The sequence below is a fragment of the Sphingopyxis indica genome (assembly GCF_032879645.1).
GTDB classification, from domain to species: domain Bacteria; phylum Pseudomonadota; class Alphaproteobacteria; order Sphingomonadales; family Sphingomonadaceae; genus Sphingopyxis; species Sphingopyxis indica.
The window spans coordinates 341859-356857 of sequence record NZ_CP076395.1; the positions used below are offsets into that span (position 1 = coordinate 341859).

The 14999-nt window shown below is 68.4% G+C and carries 12 protein-coding genes; 7 read left to right on the forward strand and 5 right to left on the reverse strand.

The window, feature by feature from the left end; all coding sequences use genetic code 11:
• Window positions 1-39: 39 nt before the first annotated feature.
• Window positions 40-1560, forward strand: a complete 1521-nt coding sequence (locus KNJ79_RS22160) for a lipopolysaccharide biosynthesis protein (RefSeq protein WP_317154051.1) — start codon at window positions 40-42, stop codon at window positions 1558-1560.
• Between the two features lie 255 nt (window positions 1561-1815).
• Here KNJ79_RS22160 and KNJ79_RS22165 read toward each other — a convergent pair whose 3' ends face one another.
• A complete protein-coding gene (locus tag KNJ79_RS22165) occupies window positions 1816-2814 on the reverse strand; it encodes an adenosine kinase (protein ID WP_317154052.1) in 999 nt (332 codons plus the stop codon).
• A gap of 262 nt (window positions 2815-3076) precedes the next feature.
• Here KNJ79_RS22165 and KNJ79_RS22170 point away from each other — a divergent pair, with 262 nt between their 5' ends.
• Both KNJ79_RS22170 and KNJ79_RS22175 read left to right on the forward strand, forming a co-directional pair.
• Complete coding sequence (locus KNJ79_RS22170) at window positions 3077-3754, forward strand: EI24 domain-containing protein (RefSeq protein ID WP_317154053.1); 678 nt, start codon at window positions 3077-3079, stop codon at window positions 3752-3754.
• Window positions 3751-4131, forward strand: a complete 381-nt coding sequence (locus KNJ79_RS22175; protein WP_089216099.1) for a hypothetical protein — start codon at window positions 3751-3753, stop codon at window positions 4129-4131. The genes KNJ79_RS22170 and KNJ79_RS22175 overlap by 4 nt, the downstream gene beginning before the upstream one ends.
• A gap of 245 nt (window positions 4132-4376) precedes the next feature.
• On the opposite strand, the gene queG is transcribed toward KNJ79_RS22175, so the two are convergent.
• Window positions 4377-5429, reverse strand: coding sequence for a tRNA epoxyqueuosine(34) reductase QueG (gene queG / locus KNJ79_RS22180; RefSeq protein WP_317154054.1), 1053 nt, complete (start codon window positions 5427-5429; stop codon window positions 4377-4379).
• Between the two features lie 209 nt (window positions 5430-5638).
• On the opposite strand from queG, the gene KNJ79_RS22185 reads away from it, so the two are divergent.
• Entirely contained in the window at window positions 5639-6589 is a 951-nt protein-coding gene (locus KNJ79_RS22185; RefSeq protein WP_317154055.1) for an ABC transporter ATP-binding protein, read from the forward strand.
• A complete protein-coding gene (locus KNJ79_RS22190; protein ID WP_317154056.1) occupies window positions 6586-7863 on the forward strand; it encodes an ABC transporter permease in 1278 nt (425 codons plus the stop codon). The genes KNJ79_RS22185 and KNJ79_RS22190 overlap by 4 nt, the downstream gene beginning before the upstream one ends.
• Window positions 7864-8256: 393 nt before the next feature.
• Here KNJ79_RS22190 and KNJ79_RS22195 read toward each other — a convergent pair whose 3' ends face one another.
• A complete protein-coding gene (locus KNJ79_RS22195; RefSeq protein ID WP_317154057.1) occupies window positions 8257-10605 on the reverse strand; it encodes a TonB-dependent receptor in 2349 nt (782 codons plus the stop codon).
• A gap of 206 nt (window positions 10606-10811) precedes the next feature.
• Here KNJ79_RS22195 and KNJ79_RS22200 point away from each other — a divergent pair, with 206 nt between their 5' ends.
• Window positions 10812-11447: a TetR/AcrR family transcriptional regulator gene (locus KNJ79_RS22200; protein WP_317154058.1), complete on the forward strand. Its 636-nt coding sequence runs from the start codon at window positions 10812-10814 to the stop codon at window positions 11445-11447.
• Window positions 11448-11824: 377 nt separating this feature from the next.
• Here the strand turns inward: KNJ79_RS22200 and metW are convergent, their stop codons facing one another.
• Both metW and metX read right to left on the reverse strand, forming a co-directional pair.
• A complete protein-coding gene (gene metW / locus KNJ79_RS22205; RefSeq protein WP_317154059.1) occupies window positions 11825-12412 on the reverse strand; it encodes a methionine biosynthesis protein MetW in 588 nt (195 codons plus the stop codon).
• A 2-nt stretch (window positions 12413-12414) separates the two neighbouring features.
• Entirely contained in the window at window positions 12415-13536 is a 1122-nt protein-coding gene (gene metX / locus KNJ79_RS22210) for a homoserine O-acetyltransferase MetX (RefSeq protein ID WP_317154060.1), read from the reverse strand.
• Window positions 13537-13881: 345 nt separating this feature from the next.
• On the opposite strand from metX, the gene hisC reads away from it, so the two are divergent.
• The gene (gene hisC, locus KNJ79_RS22215) at window positions 13882-14997 is read left to right on the forward strand and encodes a histidinol-phosphate transaminase (RefSeq protein WP_317154061.1); all 1116 of its coding nucleotides are present in this window, start codon (window positions 13882-13884) and stop codon (window positions 14995-14997) included.
• Window positions 14998-14999: the final 2 nt, after the last annotated feature.

The following is a 14999-nucleotide window of genomic DNA, read 5'->3' on the forward strand; positions in this document are numbered from 1 at the left end:
TAGACTGCGCGCAGGGGAGCAGCAGAGGGGGCGCCAGGTTTGAGCCAGACCGACAGCGCAGCCGCGCCCCCCCCTCCCGCCCCCTTGCCCGAAGCCGACACGGCCGCGCTGGCGAAGGGCGGCCGCACCAATTTCTTCGGCTTCGTGCTGCGCCTCGTCGCGCGGCTGCCCTTCCTCTATATCGCCGGCCGCTGGTACGGGCCGGAGGCGGTCGGGCGCTTCGCCTTCGCGGTGCTCGTCATCGAACTGGTCGCGCAGATTGCGACGCTCGGGCTGAAGCGCGGGCTTGCCGAGCAATTGAGCGCGCCCGGCGCCGACCCGCGAATCGTCGTTTGGGACGGCATGTTTGTCGCCTTTCTCGCCTCGGCGATCGGATCGGCGGTGCTGTTCCTGCTGCCGCAGCTCATGTACCCCGCCGGCGACCTGTCGGCGGTCGATCGCTGGATGGCGCTGCTCGTCTTTGCGATCGCGGGGACCGAAATCGCGCTCGCGGCCTGCGCCTATCGCTTCGACATCGGCGCGACGGTGCGCGCGCGCGCGGTGGTCGAGCCGTGGACGATCAGCATCGCGGCGGCGGGTTTCTGGTATGTGTCGCCGCGCGACGGGCTGATGCTCGCCTATGCCGCTGCGATGGTCGCCGCCTTCCTGACCGCGCTGTGGCCGATGATCCGCCACTATGGCGGGCCGGGCGTGTGGCGCCCGCATATGGCGCATCTGATCGGCCTCGCGCGCCGCAACGCGCCGCTCGCCGCCGCCGATGCGATCGAATGGGGGACGCGGCGGCTCGACCTGTTCATCCTCGGCCAGTTCACCTCGCCGACGATCTATGGCATTTATTATATGGCGCAGCAGGTCGCGTCGCTGCCGCAGAAGCTGAAGACCAGCTTCGAGCCGATCCTCGGCCCCGTCATCACGCGCAACCTCGCCGAAAAGCGCTTTTCGGCGGTCGCCGCGCAGGTCAGCCAGGTCGGCTTCTGGATCATCGCCGCGCAGGCAGGGGTCGCGCTCGCGCTCGGCATCCCGGGCGAGGCGGTGATGGGGCTCGTCGGGCCCGAATTCGTCAGCGGCACCGGCGCGCTCGCCTTCCTGCTCGCCGCCGAAGTCGTCGCCGCGACCGCGGTGGTCAGCGAGGCGGCGCTCGTCTATGTCGCGCGCCACCGCAACCTGCTGCTCAGCCTCGCGACGCTGGGGCTGCAGGCGGTGCTCAGCGTCGCGCTGATCCTCACCGCGCAGGCGATGGGGCTGCCGCCGATCTATTATGCGGGGGCGGTTGCGGGCGCGCTGATGCTTGCGCTCGGCTTTGCGTCGGTCGCGAAGGCGTGGCTGCTCGCCCGCATCCTGCACGCGCCGGTGAACAGCCTGCGCTGGGCGCTCGTCTGGGCGACCGCGGGCGCGGCGATCCTGGGCTGGGGCGCGACGCAGATGCCCGAATGGGCCGAGCTGCTGTTCGGCGTCCCCGTCATCCTCGGCATCTATGCGTGGCTGATCTGGACGCGCGGCTTCGGCCCCGCCGACCGCGCATTGTTCAAAAAGCATCCCGAAAGCGCGGTCGCAGCGTAGGGGCGCTCGTCAAGCGCGCTCCTCCAACCGCGGAAAATGTCTCGCACAAAGCCACGAAGCCACAAAGAATGGCCGCACCCCATTCGGCCTGAGCTTGTCGAAGGGCCCTCTTTCTTTCGACGTTGCAAAGGAAGAACGATGCTTCGAGGCGTTGAGCCCGAAGTGGAGGCAAATTGGCGGACGGCGCGGCGCCCCCTTTGTGGCTTCGTGGCTTTGTGCGCGATAATGGCAACACCCGGCCTCACGCCCGTTCCACTACCCCAGTCGCGCCGCGACCTTGGCCTTGAGGTCGGTCTGCGCGCGCGGGCCGACCTGCGCGATGATTTCGCGCGCGCAGACGGCGCCCATGGTCAGGCAGTCGGCGATCGGGCGCCCTTCGGCGTGGCCCGACAGGAAGCCCGCGGCGAAGAGGTCGCCCGCGCCGGTGGTGTCGACCACCGCGTCGATCGGCTCGGCGCCGACCTCAGTGCGCGCGCCGCCGGTGATCGCGATCGCGCCCTTTTCGCTGCGCGTCACGACGAGCAGCGGCACCTGCGGCGCGATCTTCGCGACCGCGGCCTCGAAATCCTCCTCGCCCGCGAGCGCCTTGATCTCGACTTCGTTGGCGAAGAGGATGTCGAACAGTCCCGCCGCGATCAGCGCGCGGAAATCCTCGCCATGACGGTCGATGATGAAGGCGTCGGACAGGGTGAAGGCGACCTCGCGCCCCGCGCCCCGCGCCACGTCGATCGCGCGCCGCATCGCCGCGCGCGATAGTTCGGGGTCCCACAAATAGCCTTCGAGATAGAGGATCTCCGACGCCGCGATCAGTTCCTCGTCGATCATCGCTTGCTCGAGCAAATGGCTCGCCCCCAGAAAGGTGTTCATCGTCCGCTGTCCGTCGGGGGTGACGAGGATCAGGCAGCGCGCGGTCGGCGCCCCGCCCGCCAGCGGCGGCGTGTCGTAGGCGACGCCGAGCGCGCGCAGATCGTGGGTGAAGACCTGGCCGAGCTGGTCGTCGGCGACCTGCCCGATGAAGGCGCAGCGCTCGCCGAGCGCCGCCATGCCCGCCAGCGTGTTCGCCGCCGACCCGCCCGACATCTCGACCGCGGGACCCATTGCGGCATAGAGGCGCGCCGCCTCCTCGGCGTCGATCAGCCGCATCGACCCTTTGACCAGGCCCTCGGCCTCGATCAGCGCGTCGTCGGTGCGGGCGAGAACATCGACGATCGCGTTGCCGATCGCAACGACGTCGAAACGGGCGGTGGAGGCCATGGACTGTCCTGTGCTGTTGGGGAAAAGCTGCGCTGCGCCTTACGGGGCGAAGCGCGCCAAGGCAAGCCGGCGCTTGACGTCCCCTCCCGCGGGCGGGAGGGGCAGCGAGAGTTGCGGGCTTGCTCGCCACTCGCAGCGGGGTGGGCCATAGCGGCGTCGCTTGCCCACCCCCAACCCCTCCCGCAAGCGGGAGGGGAGATGGAGCCCGGCCCCGACCGTCCCGCACTTGACGCGCATCGCCCCCGCGCGTCACACCCGCGCGATGGCCCGCGCGCTCCACGCCCTGCTGCTCGCCCTTGGCGACCTCTCCAGCCCGCGCGTGCGGCGCGTCCTCGCGCAGAGCCTTGCACTGACCTTGCTGATCTTCGTCGCCGCCGGCGCGGCGCTCTTTTTCGGCGCGCGCTGGGGAATCGCGCAAATGGGGTGGCTCGGCGGCGCCGGGCTCGACCTTGCCGGCGCGGCGGTCCTACTGCTGCTGGTCGCGGGAAGCTGGCTGCTGTTCCGCGGCGTCGGCGTCGCGGTCGTCGGGCTGTTCGCCGATGCGATCGTCGCCGACGTCGAGGCGCGCCACTATCCCGCCGCCGCGGCGCGCGCGGTCGATGTCGGCTGGCGTCAGAACGCCGCGCTTGCGCTCGCCTCGCTCGGCCGCCTTGTCCTCGGCAACCTTGCCGCGCTGCCCTTCTACCTGCTGCTGCTCGTCACCGGGGTCGGCACCGTGTTGCTCGCGCTCGCGGTCAACGCGCTGCTGCTCGGCCGCGACCTCGAAGCGATGGTGAGCGCGCGCCACCCCGACCGGCCGCGCTTCGCCCGCGGCGCGCGCTGGTCGCTCGGCCTGCTGTCCGCCGCAAGCTTCCTGGTGCCCGTCGCCAATATCTTGGCCCCCATCCTTGGCGCGGCTATGGCCGTCCATATGCTGCATATGGGGAGCGAAAGATCATGATCCGACAAAGCCGTGCCGCCGGCGCCGCCGGCCTCGCGCTGCTGCTCGCGGGCTGCGCGGGCGCGGCGATTCCGCGCGCGACGCCGCCCGCCGCGAGCGCGGGCGTGCCGCCGATCACCGCGCCGCGCGTCACCCAGAACAACGCGCTGATCGGCCACGACGCCGATGCCGCGATCGGCGCCTTCGGCCGCCCGCGCCTCGACGTCACCGAAGGGGCGGGGCGCAAGCTGCAGTTCGCGGGCGGGCCCTGCGTGCTCGACGTCTATTATTACGCGCCGCGGCAGGGCGCGAAGCCGCTCGCCACCCACGTCGACGCGCGCACGCCCGACGGCCGCGACGCCAATATCGACAGCTGCATCGCAGCTTTGCGGCGGTAACGCTGATCTCTCTCCACGCTTCAGTGAAAAGATTTGTTTCACGCGAAGGCGCGAAGGCGCGAAGAAGCTGTTCGGGCCGATAGGCCCCATTCCCTTTCCCAACCCGCGTTCCGACGCGACGCTGCAAGGGAAAGCCGCTTCGCGGCCAGCGCAATATCTTCGCGTCTTCGCGTGAAACAGGAATATCCTACATTCGAGCCGGAATCCGCCCGAGGCCGAGGGAGCAAAGTCGCAGGTGCGCAACGTCATTCCGCCAGCTCGGCGAGCGCCCATGCCGCCGCGTCGGCGACCGCCGGCGAGGCGTCGCGGGTCAGCTCGGCGAGCCGCGCGCGAAAGCGTGGATCGCCGCTGTTCCCCGCGGCGATCGCCGCGTTGCGCACCATGCGGTCGCGCCCGATGCGCTTGATCGGCGAGCCCGCAAAAACCTGCCGGAACCCGGCATCGTCGAGCGCGAGCAGGTCGGCGAGCGCGGGCGCCGCAAGCTCGCCGCGCGGCAGGAAGGCGCGGTGCCGCGCGGCGGTATCGGCGAATTTGTTCCACGGGCACACCGCGAGGCAATCGTCGCAGCCATAGACGCGATTGCCGATCGCGCGCCTGAACTCTTCGGGGATCGGCCCCGCATGTTCGATCGTGAGATAGGAGATGCAGCGCCGGGCATCGAGCCGGTACGGCGCGGGAAAGGCGCGCGTCGGGCACGCATCCTGACACGCCCGGCAACTGCCGCAGCGATCGCGCCCCGGCGCGCTTGGCACGAGGTCGAGCGTCGTATAGATCGCGCCGAGGAACAGCCAGCTGCCATGGTCGCGGCTGACCATATTCGTATGCTTGCCCTGCCAGCCGAGCCCCGCGGCGGCGGCGAGCGGCTTTTCCATCACCGGCGCGGTATCGACGAACACCTTGACCTCGGCGCCCGGCGCTTCGGCGACGAGCCAGCGCGCAACCGCTTTCAGCGCCTTTTTGACGACATCATGATAATCGGCGCCCTGCGCATAGACCGAAATGCGCCCGCGTGTCCGATGATCGGCGAGCGCCAGCGGGTCTTCGGCGGGGGCATAGCTCATGCCGAGCGCGATCACCGACCGGACTTCGGGCCACAACCCCGCGGGCGAGCCGCGCTGCTCCGCGCGGCTTTCCATCCAGATCATCTCGCCGTGGCACCCCTCGGCGAGCCAGGCGTCGAGGCGCGCCGCGGTCTCGGGCGCCGCGTCGGCGCGCGCGATGCCGAAGGCGGCGAAGCCATGTGCGCGCGCGACCGCTTCGAGGCGGTCTTCGAGAGGGGGCAAGGCCTTGGCAACCATTGCGCCCCTATACGACAGCCGCCCGGCCGTGCCATAGCCTGGCGGTAACACATCCTCCGTTCGTCCTGAGGAGGGGCTGAGCGAAGTCGAAGATCCGTCTCGAAGGACGCCAGCACCGCGCATGGTCCTTCGAGACGGATCTTCGACAAGCTCAATCGCTCCTCAGGACGAACGGGTCAGCTGACAGACCCCAAATCGAGGACCGGATTTTGACCGAATATTGCGTCGAGGCACGCGGCCTCACCAAATATTTCGAGGCGTTCAAGGCGGTCGATCACGTCAGCCTTCTGGTGCCGGCGGGCAGCATTTACGGCGTGCTCGGCCCCAATGGCGCGGGCAAGACGACCAGCCTGCGCATGACGCTCGGCATCATCGACCCCGATGCGGGCACGAGCCGGCTGCTGGGCGGGTTCAAGCCGCAAAGCGTGCGCCATCGCATCGGCTATCTGCCCGAGGAACGCGGCCTCTATCCCGGCATGAAGGCGCGCGAGGCGATCGCCTTCATGGGCGCGCTGCGCGGGCTCGACTGGGCCGAGGGGCGCCGCCGCGCGGGTGATTTCATGGCCGAGCTGGGGCTCGAGCGCGTGATCGACGAAAAGATCCGCAAGATGTCGAAGGGCATGGCGCAGATGGTCCAGCTGATCGGCTCGATCGTCCACGCCCCCGACCTGATCGTCCTCGACGAGCCTTTCTCGGGGCTCGATCCGGTCAATCAGGAACGGCTCGAAACGCTCGTGCGCCGTGAGCGCGAGCGCGGCGCGACGATCCTCTTTTCGACGCATGTGATGGCGCACGCCGAGCGATTGTGCGACCGCATCGCGATCATCGCGCGCTCGGCGCGGCGCTTCGAGGGCACGGTCGACGAGGCGCGCGCGCTGCTGCCGATGCAGGTGCGCTACACCCCGCGCGACGCGGCGGGCGACGTCGCGGCGATCCTGCCGCCCGGTGCCGAGCGGCGCGGCGCCGACTGGCATTTCGCGATTGAGGGCGACGCGGTCGAGCCGCTGCTCGCGCGGATCACCGCGAGCGGGCACGGCGTCGCCGGCCTGTCGATCAGCCGCCCCGGCCTCCACGACGCCTTCGTCCATATCGTGCGTCAGGTCGACGCCGGCTTCGAGGCCGATGCGCAAGCCGACGCCATCGAGGAGTCCGCTGCATGACGCCTTTCCTTCGCAATATCTTCGTGGTTGCGCGGCGCGACTTTCTGGCGATCGTCGCGACCCCGACCTTTCTCCTCTTCCTGCTTGCGCCGCTGTTCATGATCGGCATGGGCGCGCTCGGCGGCTTCGGCGCCTCGCAGCTCGCCGACAGCGCGCGAGGCGCGGGGCGCATCGTCGCGATTGCGGGTCCGGCCGATATCGAGCCGCTGCGCGCCGCCGACGCGCGGCTGCGCGATGCGCTGCCCGGCGACAAGCCGCCGGTGCTCGAACTGCGCGTCGCCGCGCGCGATGTCGATCCGGTCGCGGTCGCGCAGGAAAAGGGCGCCGACACCTATGCGGTGATGAGCGGCCCGATCGCCGCCCCGCGCATCGTCGAGCGCGAGGCGGGGAGCCGTTCGGGCGCCTATCTGGCGCTGCTCGCGACCGACGTGCTGCGCGATCGCGCCGCCGGCACCGTCGCCCCCGCGGCGCCGCGCTTTGAAAGTCTAAAGAAAGGCGGGACGAGCATCGCCGCACAGCAGGGGCTGGGCCTTGGTGCGGTCTTCGTCATCTTCCTGTTGACCCTGCTCCTCGCGGGCCAGTCGGTCGGAATGCTCGCCGAGGAAAAGGGCAACAAGGTGATCGAGATCCTTGCCGCCGCGGTGCCGCTCGAAAGCGTCTTCCTCGGCAAGCTGCTCGGGCTGCTCGGCGTCGCAATCCTCTTCATCGCCTTCTGGACCGCGATGGCGGTCGGCGGCGGGCTGATCGCGATGACGCAGCTCGACCCCGGCGCGCTCGCGAACGCCGGCGCCGCGTCGGCGAACGCGCAGGCGACTTCGGCCGCGTTCGGCGTCGCGCCCGCGACCGGCTGGCCCTTCTTCATCCTGATCATGCTCGCCTATTTCATCATGTCCTTCCTGCTCCTCGGCGCGATCTTCCTCGGCGTCGGCGCGCAGGCGGGGACGGTGCGCGAAATCCAGATGCTCAGCCTGCCGATCACCATCCTTCAGGTCGCGATGTTCAGCCTCTGCTCGGGCGCCGCCAACGCGCCGGGCAGCAGCGTCGCGACGATCGCGCAGATCATTCCCTTCTCGTCGCCGATGGCGATGGCGGCGCGCGCCGCGACCGACGATGCGAAGGCGGTCCACCTGCTCGCGCTCGGCTGGCAGGCGATCTGGGTCGCGCTCGTCGTCACCCTGTCGGTGCGCCTCTTCCGCTCGGGCGTGCTCAGCGGGCGGAGCAGCTGGAAATTCTGGGAGCGGGGCGCGAAGGCGGCGGCCGCCGGTGACCAATAGCAGCCGCCGGGCTGAAGGAAGAGAGCGGCGTAGGGATGCGAAGGCGGTGCGGCAAGCGAGCAACGCGCTGTGCCGCGGGTGACGGCAAGATTTGTCCCACGCGAAGACGCGAAGATGTCGCGCTTGCCGCGAAGCGGCTTTTCCCTTTCGCGTTGCGGCGGACGCGGCGATGAAGGGAAAGGCGGCCTAGCGGCCGCGAACCGGCCCCTTCGCGTCTTCGCGCGAAACAAGAAATCCCGGTCCGCCGGTTTCAACCAACGCCCTCTGCGCGTGCCTTCTCGCACCACAAGATGTCCGCTCCCCACCCCCAAAGCTGTCCTCTCCGCGCAGACCTCGCCCAAAAAAAAGGGCGCCGCGGCGGGCGCCCCTTTCCCCCTTGTCGATGGCGCGGCGTCAGAACTTCACGGTGCCGCTGACGAAGACCTGGCGCGGGTTGCCGTAAAAGGCGGTCAGCGTGCCTTCGGTGCCGAGCGCCGATTGCGGCAGGCCGTTCGCGCCGGGGATGATCGCGCCCGTCGTCGGATCGGTCACGACGAAGGTGTAGCCCGACGTCTTGTATTTCTTGTTGGTCAGATTCCTGCCGAAGATGCCGAGGCTCCAGCGGTCGCCGGGCGCGGTATAGACGAGGCTCGCGTCGAGCAGCGCAAATCCCTTCTGGTCGATATAGGGGTTGGGGATTTCGAACTGATAGGTCTTGCTGCGATAGGACAGCGTCGTGCGGAAGCCGAGGTCGCCGTCGCCGGCCGGGACCGAATAGTCGAGTGTGCCGCTCGCGGTCCATTTCGGCGTATTCTGCACCTCGCGATAGTCGGCGACGTCGGTGGGGACCCCGCCGATATTGGTGACATATTCCTTATAATCGGCGTCGATGAAGCCGAGCGCGGTCGAGAGTGTCAGCCGGTCGCCGGCCGCCGCGAGATCGTCGCCGAGGCGCGCGCGGCCTTCGAACTCGACGCCCTTGAAGGTCGCCTTGCCCGCGTTCGACACGACGCCGCAGAAGGTCTGGATGCCGCCGACGTTGCACGCGACCGATCCCGGGATCTGGACGTCGGTGTAATCGGCATAGAAGGCCGCGATCGCGACGTCGAGCCGCCGGTCGAGCAGGCTGCCCTTATAGCCGAGCTCGTAGCTTTCGACCTGTTCGGGGCGGAAGCTGAGGAAGTCGGCGACCTCGGCGTCGGTCGGGTTGCCGGGATCGACCGCCGGCGCGTTGACCCCGACGCCGCGCGGGTCGAAGCCGCCGCCCTTGAAGCCCTGCGAATAGCTTGCGTAGAGATTGTGATCGGGCGTCGGCTGGAATTGCAGCGAGACGCGCGGGGTGAATTTGTTGAAGTTGCGGCTGCCCTCGAAATCGGTGCTCGGGGTGCCGAAGGGAACCCCCGCGCCGCCGAAGACCGGCGATCCGCCGCCGAGATAATTCTGGCGCAGGATCGACGCGGTGCGCTTGTCCCACGTATAGCGGCCGCCGACCGACAGGCTGAGCCGGTCGGTGAAATCATAGGTGAAGTCGCCGAAAATCGCATAGGTTTCGGTGTCGACATCGGCCTCGGTAAAGGCGGTGAAGCCGGCGAAGGTGTTGAACAGGCGGACGTCGAACAAGGTGTCGGCGCTCGCGTTCAGATAATAGAAGCCGAGCAGGCCTTTGAGCCGGTCGCCTTCGTAGAGCAGCTGGAATTCCTGGCTGACCTGTTCGTTGAAATAATAGCCGGGGACGTCGAGGTCGGCGGCGGGGAGCGCGTCGAAGTCGATCGGGGTCGCCGAATTATCCTTGCGCCACGCGCTGATCGAACGCAGCGTCAGCGCGTCGCCGAGTTCGGCCGAGACGTTCATCGCGAGGCCGTACGCTTCGATTTCCTGGCGGGGATCGTTGAGCCCGCCGCGGCTGTCATAGACGTCGTCGAGCACCGGCTGATCGGTCGCGAGCGACGGGATCAGGCGATGGCCGCCGCGCGGATCGCTCTTGTCCTTGGTATAGTCGCCCGAAATGCGGATCAGCACCGGTTCGCCATAGCCGCCGAGCTCGACGGTGCCGCGCGCCGCCCAGACATCCTTGTTGTAATTTTCAAGGCCGGTGGTGGCATTGTCGCCAAAACCGCCGCGCGACAGGCGCGCGCCCGCGGCGCCGATGCGCAGCAGGTTGCCGATCGGCGCGCTCGCGCTGACGACGAGGTCGGCCTGGTCGTAGGTGCCATAGGTGCCCTTGAGCGTGAGCGACGGGTCCTCGGGCAGCGGTTTGGTGACATATTTGACCGCGCCGCCGATGGTGTTGCGGCCATAGAGCGTGCCCTGCGGCCCGCGCAGCACCTCGATCCGCTCGACGTCGTAGATGTCGAGCACCGCGGCCTGCGGGCGGTTGAGATAGACATCGTCGAGATAGATGCCGACGCCCTGTTCGAAGCCCGACACGGGGTCCTGCTGGCCGACGCCGCGGATGAAGGCGGTGAGCGTCGAGTTCGAGCCGCGCGACACTTCGAGCGTCGTGTTCGGGGTGGTCTGGCCGATGTCGGTGATGTCCATCGCACCCGCCTTGTCCAGCGCGTCGCCCGAATAGGCGGTGATCGCGACCGGCACGTCGATCAGCCGCTCGTCGCGGCGGCGCGCGGTGACGATGATCGCATTGTCGCCGTCCTCGGCGCTTGCGCCGGTTTCTTCCTGCGCAAGGGCGGCGGGCGCGAAGGCGAGCAGCGACAGCGCGCTCGATGCGCAGACGATGGTGCGGAAGCGGCGGGCGAACGGACGCATGTGAACTCTCCCTTGTGCGCGGACGGCCCCTCGCCGCCCGTTTCGTCATTTTCTTGGGCCGGGCGCTTGCCAAGCCGTGATGCACTCAATAATGAAAGGTGAACCAAGTTTCAACTTATAAACCGGCCCGGGCATTTTTTGCTTGCCACTGGTGCGCAAAAGCCACGATGCACCGGGATCGAGGGGGCAGGGGACGGATGGCAGCGATGGATCAGGCGCAAGGCATGGCCGGGCGGGACGAAACGGCGAAGGGCGACAAGACGCCGCGCACCGAGCGCGGGCGGCGCACCTTGCGCAAGCTGCTCGACGCCGCGGCGGTCGAATTCGGCGAGCGCGGCTTTCACGACGCGTCGATCAGCGGCATCACGCGGCGCGCGGGGACCGCGCTCGGCAGCTTCTACACCTATTTCGATTCGAAAGAGGAAATCTTCCAGGCGCTCGTCCGCTATATGAGCGAGCAGCTGCGCGACCATGTGACGCCGATCGTTCAGGCCGCGCCCGACGAGATCGAGGCCGAACGCATCGGCCTCGCTTCCTTCCTCGGCTTCGTGCGCGAGCATAAGGAGATTTACCGCATCATCGACGAGGCCGAGTTCGTCGATTACGCCAGCTATCGCCGCCACTATGAAACCACGGTCGAACGCATCCGCCAGCGACTGGAGACCGGCGCGGCGCGCGGCGAAATCCGGTCCGACGTCGGCGAGATCCACGCCTGGGCGATCGGCGGGATGAATGTCTTTCTGGGGATGCGCTATGGCCTGTGGGACGCCGATGCCGACATCGAGGCTGTGGCCGCGATCGCCAATGATCTGCTGGCGAACGGGCTGAAGAGGAGGGATTGAGGGCGATCATTCCGTTGTCGTGAGGCGGCGTCCATTGAAAGATTGAATGCCAGCTTGGGGGTGGATTCGAGACATTCGCCCAACCCCTCCTCTTCAGAGGAGGGGCAGCGAGACTTACGCGCCTTGCGCGTTAGTCGCAGCGGGGTGGTCGCCTCGACCGAACGCCCAGCCAGCGCACCACCCCAAACCCCTCCTCTGAAGAGGAGGGGCTTAAGAAAGTCCGAAACCAGTCGGATGCCGCCTCCCAAACATTTCGCGCAGAGACGCAGAGAACGCAGAGATTTTCACGCTTGCCCTCTGCGCTCTCTGCGCCTCTGCGCGAATCTGGTGGTGACCTGACGGCAGCAATCGGTCGCAAACCGCCGCGAGCCGAGCGGTCAGCCCCGCGAGATCAGAAAGATCGCATGTTCGGCGCGCCAGCTCGCGGCGGCGTCGCTCGTCGGCTTGTCGCCCGACAGATACCAGGCGCGTTCGACGCGGATTCCCTTGTCGGCGATCAGCTGGCGGAAGTCGCTGACGGTGACATGGTGGATGTTCGGCGTCTCGTACCAGGCGACGGGCAGCAGGCGCGTCACCGGCATCCGGCCGTTCCACAGCAGCGCGAGGCGGACGCGCCAGTGCGCGAAATTGGGGAAGCTGACGAAGGCGCGCGGCGCGATGCGCAGCAGTTCGTCGACGACGCGGTCGGGGCGCTCGGTGGTCTGGAGCGTCTGCGAGAGGATCGCATAGTCGAAACCGTCCGCGGGATAGTCGATAAGGTCGCGGTTCGCATCGCCCTGCACCACCGACTGGCCGCGCGCGATCGCCGCGGTGACGTTCGCCGGGTCGATCTCCAGCCCGCGCGCGTCGACCCCCTTGTCCCTGAGCGCCGCGATCAGCTCGCCGTCGCCGCAGCCGATGTCGAGCGCGCGCGCGCGCGCCGGAACCGCGGCGGCGATGATCGCAAGGTCGGGGCGCAGCGCCATCGTCAGCCGCCGTTCTTGAGCGCGCCGGCGACGAGCCGGTCGAGCGCAGGGACGTCGAGCAGGAAGCTGTCGTGGCCGAAGGGCGCCGACAGCTCGACGAAGCTCGCCGCCGCGCCGACGCTTTGCAGCGCCTGGACGATGCGGCGCGATTCGGCGGTCGGATAAAGCCAGTCGGTGTCGAAGCTGACGAGGGTGAAGCGCACGTCCTTGGCGCCCGCGAAGGCACCCGCGAGGCGGCCGTCGTGCGGCTCGGCGAGGTCGAAATAGTCCATCGCGCGCGTGATGTAGAGATAGGCGTTGGCGTCGAAGCGGTCGGTGAAGGCGAGCCCCTGATAGCGCAGATAGGATTCGACCTGGAAATCGGCGTCGAAGCCGAAGGTCTTGGCCTCGCGCCCCTGCAGGCGGCGGCCGAATTTCTCGGTCAGCCCCGCTTCGGAAAGATAGGTGATGTGCGCCGCCATGCGCGCGACCGCGAGCCCCTTCGTCGGTGCGCGGTCGCTGCCGTAATATTGCCCGTCCTGCCAGTCGGGATCGGCCATGATCGCCTGCCGCCCGACCTCGTGGAACGCGATATTCTGCGCCGAATGGCGCGCCGCGCTGGCGATGACGATCGCCGAGCCGAGCCGTTCGGGCCAGGCCGACGCCCAGGCGAGCGCTTGCATCCCGCCCATCGACCCGCCGATGACGGCATGAAGCCGCGCGATGCCGAGATGGTCGAGCAGCATCGCCTGCGCGCGCACCATGTCGCCGATCGTGATGACGGGGAATTGCATGCCGAGCGGCGCGCCGGTCGCGGCGTCGGGGGTCGCGGGGCCGCTCGACCCCATACAGCTGCCGAGCACATTGGCGCAGATCACGAAATAAAGGTCGGTGTCGACGGGCTTGCCCGGCCCGACCATCCGCGCCCACCAGCCGGGCTTGCCCGTCGCGGGATGGTCGCTCGCGACATATTGGTCGCCGGTGAGCGCGTGGCAGATCAGCACCGCATTGGATTTGTCGGCGGCAAGCGTGCCATAGCTTTGAAAGGCGATCGTCACCGACGGCAGCGCCTGCCCGCTGTCGAGCGCCAGCGGCGCGTCGATCGTGACGCTGTGATGCTGAATCGCGTGGAGCCGGCTTGCCATGGGAAGGCGGGGCTAAGCGGGCGCGCCGGGCGTGTCAACGATGCGCGCGGAAGACCCGGGGCTTGGATATATTCGCGCAGAGACGCAGAGCGCGCAGAGAATTTGATTCACGCGGAGACGCGGAGACGCGGAGAAATGATGCCAGCCGCGAAGCGGCCGTCGATCCACGGCTTCGCCCAGGATCGCGGCGCAGCCGGAAAAAGGAGGCCATTCGGCCCCGGATAATATCCTCCGCGTCTCCGCGTCTCCGCGTGAATCTTTTTCTTCCCTCTGCGCGCTCTGCGTCTCTGCGCGAATCCCATCAACAAACTGGACTCGGCGGCCGCAGCCGTTAAACGCCGCGGCATGACCGACGCGACCCAGACCCTTCAACCCAAGCCGTGGATCAGCGGCATTGCACCCTATGTCCCGGGCAAGTCGGCGGGCGCCGACGGACGGCCGCTGATCAAGCTGTCGGCGAATGAAAATCCGCTCGGCACCGGTGACAAGGCGCGCGCGGCGTTTCGCGAAACGCTCGCGGCCGCCGATGCGCTGTCGCGCTATCCCGACCCGGGGTCGGTGATGCTGCGCGAGGCGATCGCCGCCAAGTTCGGGCTCGACCCGGCGCGGATCATCTGCGGCAACGGATCGGACGAGCTGCTCCATCTCGCGGCGGGCAGCTATGCCGGGGCCGGCGACGAGATTCTCTATGTCCGCTATGGCTTTGCTGTTTACGAAATCGCCGCGCGCCGTGTCGGCGCGGTGCCGGTCGAGGCCGACGATAGCGATTATGCGACCGACGTCGATGCGCTGCTCGCTGCGGTGACCGACCGGACGCGTGTCGTCTATCTCGCCAATCCGAACAATCCGACGGGCACGCTCGCGACGCGCGACGAGGTGGCGCGGCTCCATGCCGGGCTGCCCAAGGACGTGCTGTTCGTGATCGACCAGGCCTATGCCGAATATCTGTCGGACGAGGAGGACGACGGCGGGCTCGAGCTGGCGAAGAGTGCGCCCAACGTCTTCGTCACCCGCACCTTTTCAAAGATTCACGGCCTCGCCGCCGAGCGCATCGGCTGGGGCTATGCGAGTTCGGACGTGATTTCGGCGCTGCACCGCATCCGCCTGCCGTTCAACGTCACGCGCGCGGGGCAGGCGGCGGCGGTCGCGGCGGTCGGCGACGATGAGTTCGTAGCGCGGAGCCGCGCGCATAATGCGAAGTGGCGCGCGTGGCTGGCGGCCGAGCTCGAAGCGCTCGGCAATCACGGCGTGCGCGTCGTGCCGTCGGCGACCAACTTCCTGCTCGTGCTGTTCGAGGGCGATGTGACCGCCGAGATGATGAATCAGCGGTTGATGGAGGCGGGCTATATCGTCCGCTGGCTGCCGGGGCAGGGCCTGCCGCACGCGCTGCGCATGACGATCGGGACCGAAGACGAGACGCGCGGGCTCGCGGCGGCGATTCGCGCCGCTCTGCAAGGCTGATC

Coding starts and splice junctions, on each gene's coding strand:
- metW (WP_317154059.1), bottom strand. CDS start 12,412: ATGGCGCTGCGCCCCGACCTTGCGATCATCGCCGCCGCGGTTCCGGCG.
- metX (WP_317154060.1), bottom strand. CDS start 13,536: ATGGCAAGCCGGCTCCACGCGATTCAGCATCACAGCGTCACGATCGAC.
- KNJ79_RS22195 (WP_317154057.1), bottom strand. CDS start 10,605: ATGCGTCCGTTCGCCCGCCGCTTCCGCACCATCGTCTGCGCATCGAGC.
- KNJ79_RS22165 (WP_317154052.1), bottom strand. CDS start 2,814: ATGGCCTCCACCGCCCGTTTCGACGTCGTTGCGATCGGCAACGCGATC.
- queG (WP_317154054.1), bottom strand. CDS start 5,429: ATGGTTGCCAAGGCCTTGCCCCCTCTCGAAGACCGCCTCGAAGCGGTC.
- hisC (WP_317154061.1), top strand. CDS start 13,882: ATGACCGACGCGACCCAGACCCTTCAACCCAAGCCGTGGATCAGCGGC.
- KNJ79_RS22170 (WP_317154053.1), top strand. CDS start 3,077: ATGGCCCGCGCGCTCCACGCCCTGCTGCTCGCCCTTGGCGACCTCTCC.
- KNJ79_RS22200 (WP_317154058.1), top strand. CDS start 10,812: ATGGATCAGGCGCAAGGCATGGCCGGGCGGGACGAAACGGCGAAGGGC.
- KNJ79_RS22175 (WP_089216099.1), top strand. CDS start 3,751: ATGATCCGACAAAGCCGTGCCGCCGGCGCCGCCGGCCTCGCGCTGCTG.
- KNJ79_RS22190 (WP_317154056.1), top strand. CDS start 6,586: ATGACGCCTTTCCTTCGCAATATCTTCGTGGTTGCGCGGCGCGACTTT.